At 74.3% G+C, this 18,014-nt stretch carries 17 protein-coding genes; 9 read left to right on the top strand and 8 right to left on the bottom strand.

The annotated features are described in order from the left end of the window. Nucleotides 1–33: 33 nt before the first annotated feature. Entirely contained in the window at nucleotides 34–555 is a 522-nt protein-coding gene (locus ACZ7LY_RS19470) for a GNAT family N-acetyltransferase (RefSeq protein WP_471625866.1), read from the bottom strand. On the opposite strand from ACZ7LY_RS19470, the gene ACZ7LY_RS19465 reads away from it, so the two are divergent. Both ACZ7LY_RS19465 and ACZ7LY_RS19460 read left to right on the top strand, forming a co-directional pair. Continuing rightward, the gene (locus ACZ7LY_RS19465; protein WP_471625865.1) at nucleotides 554–1,123 is read left to right on the top strand and encodes a helix-turn-helix domain-containing protein; all 570 of its coding nucleotides are present in this window, start codon (nucleotides 554–556) and stop codon (nucleotides 1,121–1,123) included. The two genes, ACZ7LY_RS19470 and ACZ7LY_RS19465, sit on opposite strands and share 2 nt — an antisense overlap. Further along, on the top strand, nucleotides 1,120–2,286 hold the full coding sequence (locus tag ACZ7LY_RS19460; RefSeq protein WP_471625864.1) for an MFS transporter: 1,167 nt from the start codon (nucleotides 1,120–1,122) through the stop codon (nucleotides 2,284–2,286). The genes ACZ7LY_RS19465 and ACZ7LY_RS19460 overlap by 4 nt, the downstream gene beginning before the upstream one ends. 152 nt (nucleotides 2,287–2,438) lie before the next feature. Here the strand turns inward: ACZ7LY_RS19460 and ACZ7LY_RS19455 are convergent, their stop codons facing one another. After that, a complete protein-coding gene (locus ACZ7LY_RS19455; RefSeq protein ID WP_471625863.1) occupies nucleotides 2,439–2,846 on the bottom strand; it encodes a DUF5997 family protein in 408 nt (135 codons plus the stop codon). A 58-nt stretch (nucleotides 2,847–2,904) separates the two neighbouring features. Here ACZ7LY_RS19455 and ACZ7LY_RS19450 point away from each other — a divergent pair, with 58 nt between their 5' ends. Next, a complete protein-coding gene (locus tag ACZ7LY_RS19450; RefSeq protein WP_471625862.1) occupies nucleotides 2,905–3,714 on the top strand; it encodes a LysR family transcriptional regulator substrate-binding protein in 810 nt (269 codons plus the stop codon). Nucleotides 3,715–3,781: 67 nt separating this feature from the next. Here ACZ7LY_RS19450 and ACZ7LY_RS19445 read toward each other — a convergent pair whose 3' ends face one another. Continuing rightward, nucleotides 3,782–4,363, bottom strand: coding sequence for a TetR/AcrR family transcriptional regulator (locus tag ACZ7LY_RS19445; protein ID WP_471625861.1), 582 nt, complete (start codon nucleotides 4,361–4,363; stop codon nucleotides 3,782–3,784). 191 nt (nucleotides 4,364–4,554) lie between these two features. On the opposite strand from ACZ7LY_RS19445, the gene ACZ7LY_RS19440 reads away from it, so the two are divergent. The 4 genes from ACZ7LY_RS19440 to ACZ7LY_RS19425 are packed head-to-tail and all read left to right on the top strand — an operon-like array spanning nucleotide 4,555 to nucleotide 9,347. After that, nucleotides 4,555–5,121 carry a (2Fe-2S)-binding protein gene (locus ACZ7LY_RS19440; protein ID WP_471625860.1) on the top strand — a complete coding sequence of 189 codons (567 nt, stop codon included), beginning with the start codon at nucleotides 4,555–4,557 and terminating at the stop codon, nucleotides 5,119–5,121. Next, entirely contained in the window at nucleotides 5,118–6,110 is a 993-nt protein-coding gene (locus ACZ7LY_RS19435; protein ID WP_471625859.1) for an FAD binding domain-containing protein, read from the top strand. Before ACZ7LY_RS19440 ends, ACZ7LY_RS19435 begins: the two co-directional genes overlap by 4 nt. After that, nucleotides 6,107–8,236, top strand: a complete 2,130-nt coding sequence (locus ACZ7LY_RS19430; RefSeq protein WP_471625858.1) for a xanthine dehydrogenase family protein molybdopterin-binding subunit — start codon at nucleotides 6,107–6,109, stop codon at nucleotides 8,234–8,236. Before ACZ7LY_RS19435 ends, ACZ7LY_RS19430 begins: the two co-directional genes overlap by 4 nt. Beyond that, the gene (locus ACZ7LY_RS19425; protein ID WP_471625857.1) at nucleotides 8,229–9,347 is read left to right on the top strand and encodes an XdhC family protein; all 1,119 of its coding nucleotides are present in this window, start codon (nucleotides 8,229–8,231) and stop codon (nucleotides 9,345–9,347) included. The genes ACZ7LY_RS19430 and ACZ7LY_RS19425 overlap by 8 nt, the downstream gene beginning before the upstream one ends. 390 nt (nucleotides 9,348–9,737) lie before the next feature. On the opposite strand, the gene ACZ7LY_RS19420 is transcribed toward ACZ7LY_RS19425, so the two are convergent. Then, nucleotides 9,738–11,765, bottom strand: coding sequence for a CocE/NonD family hydrolase (locus tag ACZ7LY_RS19420; RefSeq protein WP_471625917.1), 2,028 nt, complete (start codon nucleotides 11,763–11,765; stop codon nucleotides 9,738–9,740). 55 nt (nucleotides 11,766–11,820) lie between these two features. Continuing rightward, the gene (locus tag ACZ7LY_RS19415; protein WP_471625856.1) at nucleotides 11,821–13,137 is read right to left on the bottom strand and encodes an ATP-grasp domain-containing protein; all 1,317 of its coding nucleotides are present in this window, start codon (nucleotides 13,135–13,137) and stop codon (nucleotides 11,821–11,823) included. Between the two features lie 117 nt (nucleotides 13,138–13,254). Between ACZ7LY_RS19415 and ACZ7LY_RS19410 the strand changes: the two genes are divergently transcribed. Both ACZ7LY_RS19410 and ACZ7LY_RS19405 read left to right on the top strand, forming a co-directional pair. Next, nucleotides 13,255–14,286 carry an NAD-dependent epimerase/dehydratase family protein gene (locus tag ACZ7LY_RS19410; protein WP_471625855.1) on the top strand — a complete coding sequence of 344 codons (1,032 nt, stop codon included), beginning with the start codon at nucleotides 13,255–13,257 and terminating at the stop codon, nucleotides 14,284–14,286. 111 nt (nucleotides 14,287–14,397) lie between these two features. Further along, complete coding sequence (locus ACZ7LY_RS19405; protein ID WP_471625854.1) at nucleotides 14,398–15,063, top strand: endonuclease; 666 nt, start codon at nucleotides 14,398–14,400, stop codon at nucleotides 15,061–15,063. A gap of 78 nt (nucleotides 15,064–15,141) precedes the next feature. On the opposite strand, the gene ACZ7LY_RS19400 is transcribed toward ACZ7LY_RS19405, so the two are convergent. Genes ACZ7LY_RS19400 through ACZ7LY_RS19390 form a run of 3 tightly spaced genes read right to left on the bottom strand, consistent with a single transcriptional unit; the run spans nucleotide 15,142 to nucleotide 17,936 of the window. Next, nucleotides 15,142–16,176, bottom strand: coding sequence for a YihY/virulence factor BrkB family protein (locus tag ACZ7LY_RS19400; RefSeq protein ID WP_471625853.1), 1,035 nt, complete (start codon nucleotides 16,174–16,176; stop codon nucleotides 15,142–15,144). Next, nucleotides 16,166–16,354 carry a hypothetical protein gene (locus ACZ7LY_RS19395; protein WP_471625852.1) on the bottom strand — a complete coding sequence of 63 codons (189 nt, stop codon included), beginning with the start codon at nucleotides 16,352–16,354 and terminating at the stop codon, nucleotides 16,166–16,168. The genes ACZ7LY_RS19400 and ACZ7LY_RS19395 overlap by 11 nt, the downstream gene beginning before the upstream one ends. A 49-nt stretch (nucleotides 16,355–16,403) precedes the next feature. Continuing rightward, nucleotides 16,404–17,936, bottom strand: coding sequence for an FAD-dependent oxidoreductase (locus tag ACZ7LY_RS19390; protein ID WP_471625851.1), 1,533 nt, complete (start codon nucleotides 17,934–17,936; stop codon nucleotides 16,404–16,406). Nucleotides 17,937–18,014: the final 78 nt, after the last annotated feature.

Below are 18,014 nucleotides of genomic sequence, written 5' to 3'. Positions count from 1 at the left end.
CCCACGCCGGCAGCCGATCACGGGGTGCCGCCGCTACTCCAGCGGCAGCCGCATCAGCGTCAGGTCCAGCCAGCGGCTGAACTTGCGGCCCACCTCGCGCACCGTCCCCGCGTGCTCGAAGCCATGGCGTTCGTGCAGCCGGATCGAGGCCGCGTTGCCCGACTCGATGCCGGCGACCATCACATGCAGGCCCGCCGCCCGCGCCGACGCGACGAGCGTCGCCAGCAGCGCCGAGCCGATGCCCGCGCCGTGCGCGCCCTCGGCCACGTACACCGAGTTCTCCACGGTGTGCGCGAACCCCGAGTAGTCCTTCCACGGCCCGTACACCCCGAACCCGACGACCGCGCCGCCGCGCTCGGCCACGTACGCCGAACCCCGCGCCAGATGCGCGCCGAGCCAGGCCGCGCCCTCCGCGCGCGTCTGCGGCGTGTCCGTCCACAGGGCGGTGCCGTGCGCGATGGCGTGGTTGCGGATGGCGAGCACGGCGTCGAGGTCGTCGGCCCGCGCCGGGCGGACGGTCACCTCCCCGCGTCCCGTCTCATATGCTAGATCCATGTCCAATATCGTAGACCCCCTCGTGGAGCGGATCGGCGCGCGCGTCCGCGCCGAGCGGGACCGGCGCGGCTGGACCCTCGCGGACCTCGCGGAGCACTCCGGGGTCTCACGGGCGATGATCCACCGCGTGGAGCGCGGCGAGAGCAGCCCGACCGCCGTCGTCCTCGGCAAGCTGTCCGCCGCGTTCCGGCTCAGCGTCGCCACCCTCCTCGACCCCGAGGCACCGCCCGAGCGCGTACGCCGCGCCGATGACGCACCGCTGTGGCAGGACCCCGCGACCGGCTACGAGCGCCGCCAGATCACCGCCCCGGGCTTCCCCGCCGAGGTCGCCGAGATCCGGCTGCCTCCGGGCGCGCGCGTGCCGTACCCGAGCGCCGCGTTCGCCTTCCACCGGCAGACCGTCTGGGTCCTGGACGGGCACCTCACCTTCCACGAGGGCGACCTCGTCCACGAACTCGGCCCCGGCGACACCGTCGCCCTCGGCCCGCCAGCCCCCTGCGTCTTCGTCAACGCCAACGACCGCGCCTGCCGCTACGCCGTCGTCCTCGTCCGCGACACGGCCCCGTGAGCCTGCCGCGCGGCGCCAACGCCCTGCTCGCCTGCACCGCCGGGGTGGCCCTCGCCAACAATTACGCGGTGCAGCCCGCCCTCGCCGACATCGCCCGCGACACCGGCACGCCCGCCGCCGCCGTCGGCCTGGTCACCACGGCCGCGCTGACGGGCTGCATCGCCGGGTTCGCGTTCCTGCTGCCGCTCGCCGACCGCACCGCGCCCCGCCGCCTCGTCCCCGCCCAGCTCGCCGTCCTCGCCGCCGGGCTGCTCCTCGCCGCGAGCGCCCGCACCCTCCCCGCCCTGCTCGTGGCGTACGTGGTCGTGGGCGCCGGCGCCTGCGTCAGCGCCATGGCCTCCACCATCGCCGGACGCGGCGCGGGGCCCGCCCGCCGGGGCAGCGCCGTCGCGCTCGTCGCCGCCGGGATGTCCGCCGGGATCCTGCTGAGCCGCCTGGTCGGGGGCGCCCTCACCGACGCCGTCGGCTGGCGCGGCATGCTGCTCGCCTTCGCCGCGCTCGTCCTCGCCTGCGCCCTCGCCGCCCGCCTGCTGCTGCCCGCCGAGCGGCCCGTCCCCGGCGCCGGCTACCTCGCCACGCTCGCCGCCGCGCCGGGACTGCTGCGCCGCCACCGCACCCTGCGCCGGGCGGTCCTCGCGGGCGGCCTGTGGTACTTCGCGTTCAGCCTCGTCTGGGTGGCGCTCACGCTCCGGCTCGCCGCGCCCCCGTACGGCCTCGACGCCGCCGCCATCGGGCTGTACAGCCTCGCGGGCGCCCTCGGGTTCGCCGCCCTGCCGCTCGCCGGGCGCCTCGGCGACCGGTACGGTCCGCTCGCCGTCGTGCGCGGCTCCCTCGCGGTGGCGGCCGCGGGCGCCGCGCTGCTGTACACCGGGCTCGACCGGCCCGCCGTCACCGCCGCCGGGCTCGCCCTCGTCGACGCGGGCTGCTTCGCCGCGCAGGCCGCCAACCAGACCCGCGTCCTCGCCGTCGACCCCGCCCGCTCCGGCAGCCTCAGCGGCGTCTACCTGCTGCTCTACTTCCTCGCCGGGGTCGTCGGCTCCGCCGTCGCCGCGCCCCTGCTGACGGCCGGCGACTGGGCGGCGGCGGCCGGAGCGGTCCTCGCGGCACTGCTGCTCGCCGCGCTCGTCACCCTCGCGCCGGGACGCGCGCGCGGGGCGGCCTGAATCCTCGTACGGGCAGGGAATCCTCGTACGGACTCTCGTACGGGCTGGGAGGGCTCTCGTACGGGCTGGGAGGACTCTCCTACGGGCTGGGAAACGCGAGGCGGCCGGGGCGGAAGTGCCCCGGCCGCCTCGTCAGCGGTGTGCCGTGTCCGTCAGTCCTCGGCGCGGGCCGCGCGCCGCTCCGCCTGCTCGGCGTGCAGCTTCTTGACCCGGACGTTCTCCTTGCGGACCTCGGCCTGCGTGGCGCGCTCCTTGACCAGCCACTCGGGGCTCTCCGCCTTGAGCGCCTCGATCTGCTCGGTGGTCAGCGGCTCGGTGACACCGCCCCGGGCCAGGCCCGCGATGGAGACACCGAGCTTCGACGCGACCACCGGGCGCGGGTGCGGGCCGTTCGCGCGCAGCTCGGTCAGCCACTGCGGCGGGTCGGCCTGCAGCGCGGACAGCTCGGCGCGCGAGACGACGCCCTCCTGGAACTCGGAGGGCGTGGCGTCGAGGAGCACACCCAGCTTCTTCGCCGCCGTGGCGGGCTTCATGGTCTGGGTGCTCTGGTGCGAACTCATGAGGTCAAGGGTATCGAGCGCGGGGGAGAGGTCCGACCACGGCGGGTAGCCTTGCGGGGTGACAGGCACGCAAGACACCCCCGTTCCGCCCCCCGGCTTCCGGCTCGCGTACGTTCCCGGAGCCACCCCCGCCAAGTGGGCGCGGGTCTGGAGCGAGCGGCACCGCGCGACCCCGCTCGCCCTCCTCCAGGTGGCCGCCGCCGACGCCGGCGCGGTGCTGCGCGCGGGCGACGCGGACGCGGGCCTGGTCCGGCTCCCCGTGGACCGTACGTATTTCAGCGCCATCCCCCTCTACACCGAGACGACCGTCGTCCTCGTCCCCAAGGGCCATGTGGTGGCCGCCGTCGAGGAGGTCACGCTCGCCGACCTCGCCGACGAGATCGTCCAGCACCCCCTCGACGACGTGCTCGACTGGCCGGACGCGCCGCCCGGACAGCCCGCGTTCGAACGGCCGGCGACCACCGCCGACGCCGTGGAACTGGTCGCCGCCGGGGTCGGCCTGCTGATCGTGCCGCAGTCGCTGGCCCGGCTGCACCACCGCAGGGACCTGACGTACCGGCCCGTCACCGACGCGCCCGCGTCCACCGTCGCGCTCGCCTGGCCCGAGGAACGCACCACGGACGAGGTGGACGACTTCATCGGCATCGTGCGCGGCCGTACGGTCAACAGCTCCCGGGGCCGCACCGCTCCGGCCGACGCGGGCAAGGCGGCGCAGGGCCAGAAGGGCAAGGACGCCAAGAAGGCGGCCCAGAAGCCCCAGAAGCCCCGGAAGCCGGCCGCCAAGGGCGCCTCCAAGGCCGGCGGCACCGCGAAGAAGGGCGGCCGCGCCCAGCCCGCCAAGCGCGGCAAGCCCCGCCGCCGCTCCTGACCCGCCCGTCCCGCCGTGCCCTGCCGTTGGGCCTCGGCCTGGGCCGGCCTGACCCGAAGGAAAGGCGTCAGCCCGGGGCCCCCGCGCGCAGGCCGTCCATGACGAGGTCCATCAGGCGGGTCGCGCGCTCGCGCCAGTCGGCCGCGTGCGGGTCGATCAGCCACAGGCCGGCGATGGCCAGCATGAAGTCGTCCGCGTCGACGCCGGGGCGGATCGTGCCCGCCTCCTCGTTCGCCCGCAGCAGCAGCGTCACCGCCTCCGTGAGCGGGCCGTGCCCGAGGCGCTTCATCGTGCCGCGCACACCCGTCACCTCGCGCAGCGCGTCCGCGAGCCCCGCCTTGGCCATCGCGTACCGGGCGAGCCGGTCCATCCACTCGCGCAGCGCCTCGCAGGGCGGCCGCGTACACAGCAACTCGGCAGCGGCCTCGGCGACTTGGGCCACCTCGTAGCGGTAGACCTCAAGGACCAGCGCCTCCCGGCTCGGGAAGTTCCGGTAGAACGTGCCCTGTCCGACGCCCGCCTTGCGCGCGATGGCGCTCAGCGGCGTCCCCGACGAGCGGGTCAGCTCGGCGAGGGCCACCTCCAGGATGCGGGCGCGGTTGCGCTGGGCGTCCGTGCGCAGCGCCGCCTGTCTGTCCGGGTCCCGCACGCGTCCTCCTCGGCCGTGGCGCGTAAACGTCCTTGCTCGTACGGACAGTTGTCCGTTACGTTCGTCGCCGCAGAGCGGACAACTGTCCACTTCGGTCCGGCCACCCTAGCGGCGCCACCGGCCGAGACCGCCGCCCCTCCCGCGTACAGCGCTGATTCTCCACGCACCGGACACGTGAAAGAAGGCTGCTCATGGCCCCAGCGGGCAACTCCACCTCCAGCGCGATCACTTTGCACATCAACGGAGAGAAGTACACGCTGCCCGTCGACCACCGCACCACCCTCCTGGACGCCCTGCGCGAGCGCCTCGACCTGACCGGCACCAAGAAGGGCTGCGACCAGGGCCAGTGCGGCGCCTGCACCGTCCTCGTGGACGGCCGCAGGACCGTCGCGTGCCTCCAGCTCGCCGTCGCCGCCGAGGGCCGGGAGATCACCACCATCGAGGGCGTCGCCCAGGACGGCCGGCTGCACCCGGTGCAGGAGGCGTTCGTCGAACTGGACGGCTACCAGTGCGGCTACTGCACCCCCGGCCAGATCTGCTCCGCCCTCGCCGTCCTGGAGGAGCACGCCGCCGGCTGGCCGAGCGCCGCCACCGAGGACGTGCGCCCCGAGGCCGGGCCACCGCCGCTCACCCCGGAAGAGATCCGCGAGCGGATGAGCGGCAACCTGTGCCGCTGCGGCGCGTACGTGTCCATCGTGCGGGCCGTCGCCCAGGCCGCCGCCCAGCAGACGAACGAGCCGAAGGAGCCCGTCGCGTGAGGGAGTTCGGATACCAGCGCGCCGCCGACGTGAGCGGCGCCGTCGCCGTCCTCGGCGCCGACCCCGAGGCCCGCTTCCTCGGCGGCGGCACCAACCTCGTCGACCTGATGAAAGCGGGCGTCGAGCGCCCCTCGTCCCTCGTCGACGTGACCGAACTGCCCCTGGACCGCGTCGAGTCCACCGAAGACGGCGGCCTTCGCGTCGGCGCCACCGTCACCAACAGCGACCTCGCCGCGCACCCCGAGGTCCGCCGCCGCTACCCGGCGCTCACCCAGGCCGTCATCGCCGGCGCCTCCGGGCAGCTGCGCAACATGGCGACCGTCGGCGGCAACCTCCTCCAGCGCACCCGCTGCGGCTACTTCACCGACGTCACCAAGCCGTGCAACAAGCGCGAGCCCGGCACCGGCTGCCCCGCCGTCACCGGCGAGCACCGCAACGCCGCGATCCTCGGCGCGAGCGACTCCTGCGTCGCCGTGCACCCCTCCGACATGGGCGTCGCGCTCGCCGCGTTCGACGCCGTCGTCCAGTACGAGAGCGCGGACGGGCCCGGCGAGCTGGCCCTCACCGACTTCTACCGGCCCGTCGGCGACACCCCGCACCTGGAGACCGCGCTGCCGCCGGGCGCGCTCATCACCTCCCTCACGCTGCCGCCCGCGCCCGTCGGCGCCCACTCCCGCTACCGCAAGGTCCGCGAGCGCGCCTCGTACGCCTTCGCCATCGGCTCGGCCGCCGCCGCGCTCGACGTCCGCGACGGACACGTCCACGACGTGCGGCTCGCGTTCGGCGCCGTCGCCTCCCGGCCTTGGCGCGCCCGCGCCGCCGAGCGGGCACTGCTGGGCGGGCCCGCCGACGCCGAGGCGTTCGCCGCCGCCGCCGACGCCGAACTCGCCGCCGCCCGCCCCCTCACCCAGAACGCCTACAAGGTGCCGCTGCTGCGCAACCTCGTCGTGGCACTGCTCACCGAACTCGCGCAGGAGGCGACCCGATGACCACAGCGCAGACCACGACGGCCCCCCGGTCGGTGGGCGTCGCGCACACCCGCGTCGAGGGCGTCGAGAAGGTCACCGGCGCCGCCCGCTACGCCGGTGAGATCCCCTTCACCGACCTCGCCCACGGCTGGCTGGTGCTCTCCACGATCGCGCGCGGCCGGATCCGGGAGATCGCCGACGCCGAGGTACGGGCCATGCCGGGCGTCGTCACCGTCCTGCACCACGGCAACGCGCCACGGGTACGCGACGACGTCGTCGGCGCCCTCGGCCGCCCCGACCCCATCGTCGAGGTGTTCCAGCACGACCGCGTGCCGCACGCGGGCTGGCCCGTCGCCCTCGTCGTCGCCGAGACCCCCGAGCAGGCCCGCGAGGCCGCCGAACGGCTCGTCGTCACCTACGACACCGAGCCCCACGACATCGGCTTCGCGCCCGGCAAGGACGGCACGTACGTCCCCGAGGGCCAGGCCAGCGCCAAGGGCGACCTGGAAGCCGAACTCGCCGCGTCGGCAACGGTGCTGGACGCCACCTACACCACGCCCGAGCAGCACCACAGCGCCATGGAGCCGCACACCGTCACCGTCCACTGGGACAACGGGCGCCTGGAGGTCTTCGACTCCAACCAGGGCAGCAAGTGGATCGCCGACGACCTCGCCCGGCTGTTCTCCCTCGACCTGACGGCCGTGCGCGTCCGCTCCGAGCACGTCGGCGGCGCCTTCGGCTCCAAGGGGCTGCGCTCGCACCATGTGGCCGCCGCCATGGCCGCCACCGAACTCCAGCGGCCCGTCCGCATCGCCCTGACCCGGCGCCAGGTCTTCGCCATCACCGGCTACCGCAGCCCCACCGTGCAGCGTGTCCGCCTCGGCGCCGACGCGGACGGCAGACTGCGCGCCTTCGCGCACGACAACCAGAACTGGACGTCGACGCTGCGCGAGTTCGTCGAGGGCAGCGCCGGGTTCGGCCGCATCATGTACGACGCCGACGCGCATCACACCGTCAACCGGGTCACGCCCGTCGACGTCGGCACCCCCACCTGGATGCGCGCCCCCGGCGAGGCACCCGGCTCCTTCGCCGTCGAGGCCGCGATGGACGAACTGGCCGAACAGCTCGGCCTCGACCCCATCGAGCTGCGCCGCCGCAACGAGCCCGACCGCGGGCCCCTGTCCGGCCTGCCCTTCGCCACCCGCAACCTCCTCGCCTGCTACGAGGAAGGCGCCCGCCGCTTCGGCTGGGCGGGTCGCGATTTCCGCCCGCGCGTGCGCCGCGAGGGCCGCTGGCTGCTCGGCACGGGTGTCGCGGGCTCCCTCTTCCCGGCCGGGTCGATCCCCTCCACGGCGTCCGTCACCGCCGAACCCGACGGTACGTACACCGTGCGGATCACCGCCGCCGACGTCGGCACCGGCGCCCGCACCGCGCTCACCCTGATCGCCGCCGACGCGCTGGAGACGACGCCCGAGCGCGTCCATGTCCGCATCGCCGACAGCGACTTCGGCGCGGCCTGGGTCGCGGGCGGCTCCATGGGCACCCGCTCCTGGGGCTGGGCCGTCATCGCCGCCGCCCGCGAACTGCGCGAGAAGCTCGCCCTCGCCGGCGGCGACATCCCCGCCGACGGGCTCACCGCCACCACCGACACCGGCGCCCTCATCGCGGCGCTGTCCGAGAAGGAGCGGTACTCCTTCGGCGCCCAGTTCGCGGAGGTCGCCGTCGACGTGAGCACCGGCGAGGTGCGGGTGCGCAGGCTGCTCGGCGTGTTCGCGGCCGGCCGCATCATCAACCCGCTCACCGCCCGCAGCCAGCTCGTCGGCGGCATGACCTGGGGCCTGTCCATGGCCCTGCACGAAGAGGCCGTACGCGACGAGGCGAGCGGCGGGCACGTCGGCGCGGACTTCGCCGGGTACCACTTCGCCGCCAACGCGGACGTGCCCGTCATCGAGGCCGACTGGGTGCCCGACGAGGACCCCGACGACCCGGTCGGCATCAAGGGCGTCGGCGAGATCGGCATCGTCGGCACGGCCGCCGCCGTCGCCAACGCCGTCTGGCACGCGACCGGCGTCCGCCACCGGGAACTGCCCATCCGCCCCGACCGGGTCCTGCTCGGCGAGGCCGGGCGAGACGAGCGGGATGCTTGACCTCGCCGCCGAACTGAGCGCGTGGGCCGCGCAGGGCCGGGAGTTCGCCGTCGCCACCGTCGTCTCGGTGAGCGGCAGCGCGCCCCGGCCGCCCGGCGCGGCCCTCGCCGTGGACGCCGACGGCGAGGTCATCGGCTCGGTCTCCGGCGGCTGCGTCGAGGGCGCGGTGTACGAACTGTGCGCCGACGCCCTCGCGGACGGGGCCGTGCGGCGCGAGCGGTTCGGGTACAGCGACGACGACGCGTTCGCCGTGGGCCTGACGTGCGGCGGCGAGGTCGAGGTCGTCGTCGTACCGCTGCGGATCGGCTCACCCGCCCGGGACACCGCCGTCGCCGCGCTCGGCGCAGCCGCCCGCGGGGAGGCCGTCGCACTCGCCCGCGTCCTCGACGGGCCGGGCGAACTCGCCCTCGAGGGCGGCCTGTTGGCGGTGCGCTCCGACGGGTCCCACGAGGGCGGGCTCGGCTCCGCGGACGACGACGCGCTCGCCCGGCAGGCCCGCGCGCTGCTCGACCTCGGCCGCACCGGCACGTGCGCGGTCCCCGAGGACAGCGCGCGCTGCGGCGGGGACGTCACCCTGTTCGTGGAGTCGAGCGTGCCGCCCGCCCGGATGATCGTGTTCGGCGCGGTCGACTTCGCGGGGGCGCTGGTCCGCGTGGGCAAGCTCCTCGGGTTCCACGTCACCCTGTGCGACGCGCGCGGGGTGTTCGCCACGGCCGCGCGCTTCCCCGACGCCGACGAGGTCGTCGTCGAATGGCCCGACCGGTATCTGCGGCGTACGGAGACCGACGAGCGGACGGTGCTGTGTGTGCTGACGCACGACGCCAAGTTCGATGTGCCGCTGCTGGAAGTGGCGTTGCGGCTGCCGGTCGCGTACGTCGGGGCGATGGGGTCGCGGCGTACGCACGAGGAGCGGCTCGCGCGGTTGCGGGAGGCGGGGCTCGGGGAGGGGGAGCTGGCGCGGCTGCGGTCGCCCATCGGGCTGGATCTGGGTGGGCGGACGCCGGAGGAGACGGCGATCTCCATCGGGGCGGAGGTGGTTGCCGTGCGGCGGGGTGGGACTGGTGTGCCGTTGCGCGGGAGCGGGGGCCGGATCCATGGTCGCCCTGGGTAAGTGGGGGGGCCCCGGCCGGTGGGTTTCCTCGACATTCGTCGTGGCTGATCGCGCAGTTCCCCGCGCCCCTGGGGAGTTCTCCGGCGGGGGCCGCTTGCAGTGACCGCCTTGCGCAGTTCCCCGCGCCCCTGAGGTGAGTGGGTGGCCTCAGCCGGGTGGAGATGCTCGGCTTTCGTCGTGGTTGCTCGCGCAGTTCCCCGCGCCCCTGGAGGGGCGACTGCGTCGCCACCTCTATCGGGGGAGGCTGGGGCGAAGCCCCGCCTCCAGGGGCGCGGGGAACTGCGCGAGAAGCCCCACCCACCCGCACACGACGTACAACCCAGGGGCGCGGGGAACTGCGCGATCAGCCCACCACCCGGCGAAGGATGAAGACCCCCGCTCAGCGGAGCGTCAGAGCGCGTCTCGGGGGACGGATTCATTCCACGTACGGGAGAACACCCTCCGGCCCCCCTCATACGCATCCAGCGTCGCGTCGACGTAGAACATCCCCGCGTCACACCGCAGCGTCGTCCCCGTCCGCACCTCCACATCCCACTCGCCCCGCCGAAACCGCATGGTCCACGCCGAAGTCCCCGCCGGAGAGGCGAAGTCGTCGGCCGTCGACGTGTACCACTCGTGCGCCCGGCACCCGACGGACAGATCGATCGCGTCGTAGTGGACCGTGCCCCGGTCCTTGACGATGTCGAGCTTCTGCCCGTAGTCGACGAGGTCCCGCGTGACCTGCCACCGCTGCTCCGGCGGCTCCGTACGGGACGTGACCAGCGGCTCCGCGCCCTCCGGCGGCCCGAACGGCTCCGCGGTGTCCTCCTCGCACACCGGCCGCACCGGAAGCACGAACCGCGAGTCCGCCTCGTGCACCGTCAGCAGCGCCGGCTCCGGCGGCGGCCACGCCAGCGGCCAGTACGAGGTGGAGAGGGACAGCCGCACCCGGTGACCGGGCGGGAACGCCTGCGCGACGCCGTTCAGTTCCACGGTCGCCCGGTAGCGCCGCCCCGGCTCCAGCGGGTCGGGCGCGTCGGCGCCCTCGCGCCGGGTCAGGTTCAGGATCCCGTACGTGACCCGGGTCGCGCGCCCGTCCGGCGCCACGTCGGACAGCCGCGCGGCGACCTGCGCCACCGGCCGGTCGGAGCTGACCTCCAGTTCGACGCGGGGCGAGCCGAAGATCTCCAGCCGCTCGGTCAGCGGCTCCGTCTCGTAGACGAGGGAGCCGCCGTCCTCCTCGCGCTGGTCGTAGGGCAGGTCCGGCGGCGCGTTGTACGACGCCCACTTCCCGGCGAACTGCCCGACGCTCAGCGGCGACGACACGGTCGCCGTGCCCGCGCCCCGCGCGCCGTCCGCGTCGTCCGGCGGGGTGAGCCGGTGGTCGCGCAGCGCGTAGGAGACGGGCCCGATCCGCTGCGAGGGCCATTCCGGTTCGCTCACCCAGCGCCCGGGGCGCTCCTCGTACGCGGTGGACGGTGGCACGCTCTCCTGCATCCACGCCCGCAGCATCGGCCCGTCGGCCGCGCCGTTGTCCGCGCCCTTGAGCCAGTGGTCGAACCAGCGCACCACCTCCTGGAGGTAGCCGATCGCGGGCCCCGGCTCACCCAGGTGCGGGTACGTGTGCGACCACGGCCCGATCAGGCCCTTGCGCGGCACGTCGAGCCGCCCGAGCAGCCGCGTCACGGCGTTCGAGTAGCCGTCGGCCCAGCCGCTGGACGCGAGCACCGGGCAGCGCACCGCGCCGTAGTCCTCGCACACCGACGCGTGCCGCCAGTAGTCGTCGCGGCGCTGGTGGCGCAGCCACGGCAGGACCCACGGCTCGACCGCCTCCAGCCGCTCCCGCCACATCGCGCGCCACCGGTCGCCGACCGCCGCCGGGTCCGGCGGGCACGTCGAGTACGCGAACATCGTGCCGGACTCGGCGAGGTTGTCGGAGAGGAGCGCACCGCCCATGTAGTGCATGTCGTCGGCGTACCGGTCGTCGGTGAACGACGAGATGACGATCGCGCCGAGGCTCGGCGGCCGGCGGGCGGCGACCTGCAACGCGGCGAACGCCCCCCACGAGATGCCCATCATGCCCGTCGTCCCGTCGCACCACGGCTGCGCCGCGAGCCAGGCCAGCACCTCCTCCGCGTCGGCCTGTTCACGCTCCAGGTACTCGTCGGTCAGCACCCCCTCCGAGTCGCCGGTGCCGCGCAGATCCACCCGCACGCACGCGTAGCCGTGCCCCGCGATGTAGGGGTGGTGGATCGAGTCGCGGACCGAGCTGAGGTCGCCCTTGCGGTACGGGATGTACTCCAGGACGGCCGGCACGGGCTCGGTGTCGGAGGTCACCGGGCGCCACAGCCGGGCGGACAGCTCGACGCCGTCCGACAGGGGGATGCGGACGTGGTTCTCTTCCTTCGTCGGGTGGGGGAGGTTGTCGACGTGTCGCATGGTGCGGTGGCTCATCTCCGTTCGGGGTCCTCAGGGGGCCGGTCGGGGGTGCGGGTCAGGCGGGCTGCTCGCCGTCCGCCGGGTCGAACGCGAGCCGCAGGGCGGCCACGCAGCGGTCGTACTTCTCCCGCAGCTCCTCCTCGCTGTCGCCGCCGGTGAAGATGTGCGCCACCTCGTAGCTGTAGCTGTCCTGCTGGTCGATGTCGGTCAGTTGCTGCGCCTCGTGCGGCACGACGTCCACCCGTACGCCCGGTATCTCCTTCTCGATCCGGGCGATCTCCTCGTCACGCGGCACCTCGTGCACCACGCCGTCCGTGAACCAGCGGTAGTACCACTTCGCGGCGAGCTTGTACGGGCCCTGCCGGTGCGGGAGTTCGGGGTCGCCGCCGAGGGCGAGCGCCAGCATGCAGTGGTGGTTCGGAACCCCGTCGACGTACTGGAACAGCTCGGCGTGCGACTGGGAGTGGCGCGGGTTGATCTCCAGGACGTTCGTCTCGTCGGTGCCCGGGTCGTGGAAGAACTCGATGCTGAACGTGGCCCCTTCCATGCCGACCTGGCGCATCACGCGCTCGGCGACCTCCCGCACCCGCTGCTGCACCCGCTCGGGCAGCATCGAGGGGTACTGGTGGCGCAAGAAGCTCGTGGAGTCCGGGTAGTTGATGGAGTCGAGCACGCCGTAGACGGTGACCTCGCCGTCGTGGACGTAGCCCTCGACGGCGACCTGCACCCCGGTCAGCTTCTCCTCCGCGAGGCACACCTGGCCGCCCACCCCGTCCATCTCCGGCGGGAGTTCGAGCTGGTCGAGGATGTACTCGAAGGGGCGGCCCACCCGGGCGATGCCCTCCTTGATCCGGGAGACGGCCTCCCGGAACCCGTCCATGTCCTCGACCCCGTAGGCGAGTTCGGAGGAGTACGAAAGAGCCGGCTTGAGCCACATCGGGAAGCGCACGCCCTCCGGCGGCCGCGGGTCATCGGCGTCGAGGTCGACCCGGCCGAAGCGCGGGTGCTCGGTGACGACCTCCTGCTGCACGAGCCGGCTCCAGTACTTGTGCTCGCACTTGACGATCGACTCCAGGCTCGTGGCCCGGGTGCCGTAGCGCTCGCCGAGCAGGGGGACGAGCGTGCTCACGGGGAAGTCCCAGTACCCCACGATCGCGTCGATCGGCTCCTCGAACGCGTCCAGGACCCGGCAGGCACGCGCCATGAGGTCGGGCACGCTCACCTCCCCGTGCTGTAGCTCGTCGATGCCGAGGAGTGGGTGGAAACGGACGCCGTCGGCGCCGGGCACGGCACGCAGTGCGGGCAGGTTGGCCTCGTCGAGGCCGAGCACGAACACGTTCCGACGACGGGCGGTGGCGGCGGTATCGGGCACAGCGGCTCCTAGGGGTTGTGGGTACGGAGCGGCCGTGTACCCATGCCTGACATGGGCACACGTCGCGTGTCACGTTCCGGCACACCGGACGCCGGAGCATCACGGAAGGGGTACGCCATGACCACGCAGGGCAAGCGGATCGTCGTGACCGGCGCGACCGGGAACGTGGGCACGAGCGTGGTCCGGCACCTGGCCACCGATCCGCGCGTCGGCTCGGTCCTGGGCCTCGCGCGCCGGGTCCCCGAGTGGTCACCGCCGAAGACGGCGTGGCGGGCCACCGATCTGACCGACATGGACGACCTGGCGGACTGCTTCCGGGGCGCCGACGCCGTGATCCATCTGGCCTGGCGGTTCCAGCCGACCCGGGACCCGGCCGTCACCTGGCACACCAACGTCCTCGGCAGCGTCCGCGTGCTGCACGCCGTGGCGCGCGCCCGCGTCCCCGCGTTCGTGCACTCCTCGTCGGTCGGCGCGTACTCGCCGGGGCCCAAGGACCGCCTGGTCGACGAGTCGTGGCCCACGCACGGCTGGCCCGGTGCCGCGTACTGCCGCGAGAAGGCGTATCTGGAGCGGGCCCTCGACTCCTTCGAGCAGGCCCACCCCGAGGTCAGGGTGGCGCGTATGCGGCCCGCGTTCCTCTTCAAGGAGGAGGCGGCCAGCGAGCAGCGGCGGCTGTTCGGCGGCCGGTTCCTGCCCGGGCAGCTGGCCCGGCCCGAGTGGCTGCCGGTGCTGCCCGACGTACCGGGCCTGCGCGTGCAGACCCTGCACACCGACGACGCGGCCCGCGCGTTCGTGCTCGCCGCGCTCGACGAGGACGCGCGCGGCCCGTTCAATCTGGCCGCCGAGCCCGTCCTCGACGCGGAGCGGCTCGGTGAGCTGTTCCACGCGCGGGCGGTGCGGCTGCCGCGCCGGGCGGCCCGTACGGCGCTCGCCGCCGCGTACGGGATGCACCTCGTGCAGGCGTCGCCGCAGCTCTTCGACGCCGTGCTGCGGCTGCCGCTGATGGACTGCGGGCGGGCGGCGGCCGTGCTGCGCTGGCGGCCCGAGCACACCGCCGTCGAGGCCGTCGAGGAACTGCTGCGCGGCCTGCGGGAAGGCGCGGGCGCGCCCACGGCACCGCTCGCGGGGAGCGCGGTGGGCGCCGCCTGAGGCCCCGGGAAGGCGCTCCGGGACGACGGGGCGCGCACCGGCGTCCCGCGCGCCGGGGGAGTGGGTGACATCCGCCCGGTTCATCCACGTATGCCGGGGTACTCGGCGCGCATGTCCGAGCGAACCACCTCCGCGAAGGCGTCCGCCCTCCTGCGGGCGCTCCTCGACCGGCATGGGCAGACCTATGCGCGGGAAGCCGGGATCCGGCTGCGGGACACCCCGCAACCCCTCTACCAACTCCTTGTCCTGGCCGACCTGTTGAGCGCCCGCATCCGGGGCTCGGTCGCCGTGGCCGCCGCCCGTGAACTCTTCGACGCGGGCATGAACACGCCCCGCAAGATGGCCGACGCCACCTGGCAGCAACGCGTCGACGCCCTCGGGCGCGGCGGCTACCGGCGCTACGACGAACGCACCGCCACCCAACTCGGCGACGGCGCCGCCCTCCTGCTCCGCGACCACGGCGGCGACCTGCGCCGGCTGCGCCGAGAGGCCGACGGCGACTTCGCCACCCTGCGCGGCCTGCTCACCGAAACCCCCGGCATCGGGCCCGCCGGCGCCGACATCTTCGTCCGCGAGGTCCAGGGCGTCTGGCCCGAGTACGCGCCGCACTTCGACGCCAAGGCGCTCCAGGGCGCCCGGCAGCTCGGCCTGCCCGACGACGCCGACGCCCTCGCCCGCGCCGCCGGGGACGCCGACCCGGCCCGCTGCGCCGCCGCCCTGGTGCGGGCCGCCCTCGACAAGAAGATCGCCGAGGAGGTCCGCGAGGCGGCGGCCTGAGCGGTGGGCCAGCCCTGCGCGGTGTCGTCACCGGCGCGGACGGGCCCTACGCGGTGTCGTCACCGGCGCGGACCGGCCCTACGCGGTGTCGTCTCCGGCGGCGCGGTTCAGGCGCGCGAGCCTGCGCCGCAGCCGGGGCGGCCACGTCCGCGTGTCACGCGGCTGCACATACAGCTCCTCGCCCTCCGGCAGCCCGCCGCTGATCGCCCGCTGCCGCGCCAGCTCCGCGTCGAACTCCAGGCCCAGCAGGATCGCCAGATTCGACAGCCACAGCCAGATCAGGAACACGACGACACCGCCGAGCGCGCCGTACGTCTTGTTGTACGAGCTGAACCCCGCCACGTACAGGGCGAACGCGCCCGACGCCACCAGCCACAGCACGACCGCGAGCAAGCTGCCCGGACTCAGCCAGCGAAAGCCCGGGCCGCGGACGTTGGGCGCCCGCCAGAACAGCAGCGCCACCATCACCACCACCAGCACGAGCAGCACCGGCCACTTGGCGATGTTCCACGTCAGCACCGCCGCGTGGCCCGCGCCGACCGCCTCGCCCGCCCGCCGCGCCAGCGGCCCGGTGAACACGACGATCACCGCGCTCACCGCGAGCAGCACCATCAGCGTCACCGTCAGCGCGAGCCGCAGCGGCGTCAGCTTCCACACCGGGCGCCCCTCGGGCAGGTCGTACACGGCGTTCGCGGTACGGATGAACGCGGCGACATAGCTCGACGCCGACCAGACCGCCGCGACCAGGCTCACCACCGCGACGACCCCGCTCGCGCCGCCCTTGTCCCGCAACTGGAGCACGGCCTGGCCCAGCAGGTCCCGTACCGGGCCGGGCGTCAGGTGGCGCAGGTTCGCCAGGACGGCCCGGGTCGCGCTCTCGCCGATGACGCCGAGCAGCGACACCATGACGAGCAGCGCCGGGAACAGGGACAGCACGCCGTAGTAGGTGAGTGCCGCCGCCTTGTCGGGCAGGTCGTCGTCCAGGAACTCCTTGCCGGTGCGGCGCAGCACCGCGCCCCAGGACCGGGCGGGCAGCTCGGTCGGGGCGTCGGGCGCGTCGTCGGGCGCGAGTGTCGCCGGCTTGTCCGGCTCGTCCTCCCCCTCAGTTGCCATGCGACTCCTCCTGCGCCTCCTCGTTGGGCGTGACGGCGTCGCCGCTCTCGCCGTCGTGGCGGTCCTTCTCGGGCGCCGGGCGCGGGTCCCGCTGGTCCTTCTCGATCCCTTCGAGGACGCTCTCCACCGCCGTCTCGGGCTTCTCGCCGCCCTGCTCGTGACGCTTGTCCGCCGTCATGACACTCCCTCAGTAGTTCGTCGTGGTACGGGACTTCGCTCGCCGTGGCTCACAGGTCGCGGGGTGCGAGCGGTTCGACCGCCGGCCCCTGGACGACCTTGCCGTCCGTGTCGAAACGGGAGCCGTGGCACGGGCACTCCCAGGCCCGCTCCGCCGCGTTGAACGCGACCAGGCACCCCAGGTGCGTACAGCGCGCCGACACAGCGTGCAGTTCCCCGGCCGCGTCGCGGTACACCGCCGTACGGTGCCCGTCGATCCGGACGACCGCGCCGCTGTCCGGCGCCAGGTCCGCGACGTCGTCCAGCTCCGGCGGGCGCAGCCGGTCGCCCACGAAGTGCTGGGCCACCTCCGCCTGCTGGCCGAGCAGGCGGGGCGCCTCGCGCAGCAGCGGCTTGAGGCGGCGCGGATCGTACAGGCCCGCCCACGGCGGCGGTTCGCTGCCGACGATCAGCGACGTCAGCAGCGAACCGGCCATGACCCCGCCGCTCAGGCCCCAGCCGCCGAACCCCGTCGCCACGTACGTGTGCCGGGCCCCCGGATGCAGCGCGCCGACCAGCGCGACCGTGTCCGTCGGGAACGTGTCCTGCGTCGCCCACCGGTAGCGCGGCTCGAACCCGGGGAAGTGCTCACGGGCCCACTTCGTCAGCGTCTCGAAGCGGTGCGCGGTGTCCCCGGTGCCCGGCGTGAACTTCTCCCCGGTCACCACGAGCAGCCGCTGTCCGTCCCCGTACGGGGCGCTGCGCATCGACCGCGTGTCGTTCTCCGGCGTGATGTACATGCCGCGCGGGGCCTCCGCCGCGTCCACGGGGGCGGCCACCACCAGTTCGCGGCGCGGGGCGAGCCGCGCGAACAGCAGCGCGCGGTCGAAGATCGGGTAGTGCGTGGCGACCACGACGTCCCTGGCCCGTACCCGGGCGCCGCCCTCCGTCGTCAGCACGCACGGGCTGTGCCGCTCCTCCAGGCCCGTCACCCGCGTGTGCTCGAACACGTGTGCGCCGCGCGCCTGGAGGTCCTGGGCGAGCGCCAGCAGGTACTTCCGGGGGTGGAACTGCACCTGCCCGCTCACCCGCACCGCCCCGGCCACCGGGAACGGCAGATCCGTCTCCGTCGTGAACGTCGCCGCCAGCCCCGCCTCCCGCGCCGCCTCCGCCTCCGCGAGCAGCGACGGTACGAGGTCCTCGCCGGTGGCGTACGTGTAGGCGTCGGCGCGTTCGATGTCGCAGTCCGCGCCCAGCTCGGCGGCGATCTCCACGACGTGTTCGACGGCGGCGGCCTGGGAGCGGGCGTACAGGTGGGCGGCCTCGGCGTTCTGGGTGCGGCGCAGGCGGTCGTAGACGAGGGTGTGCTGCGCGGTGAGCTTGGCCGAGGTGTGGCCCGTGACGCCTTCCGCCACGCGGTTCGCCTCCAGGACGGCTACGTCCAGGCCGGCGCGGGTCAGTTCCCACGCCGTGCTCAGGCCGGCGATGCCGGCGCCGATGACCGCGACGTCCACGGTGAGGTCCGTGTCCAGGGCGGGGTGGGGTGGGGCCGGGGTGGACTCGATCCAGTAGGAGCGTGGGGGGTCGTTCACGTTCTGGGTCATGTGACCCGAGTCCCCCACGAAACGGGGCTCACGCCCCGGGGTGCCGGTTCCCCTGCATGCCGGTGGGTGGCTGGTCGC

The sequence above is a fragment of the Streptomyces sp. NPDC107550 genome (assembly GCF_055639095.1).
Note: the sequence above shows the minus strand (reverse complement) of the source record. Positions and strands in the feature narration are given on the sequence as shown.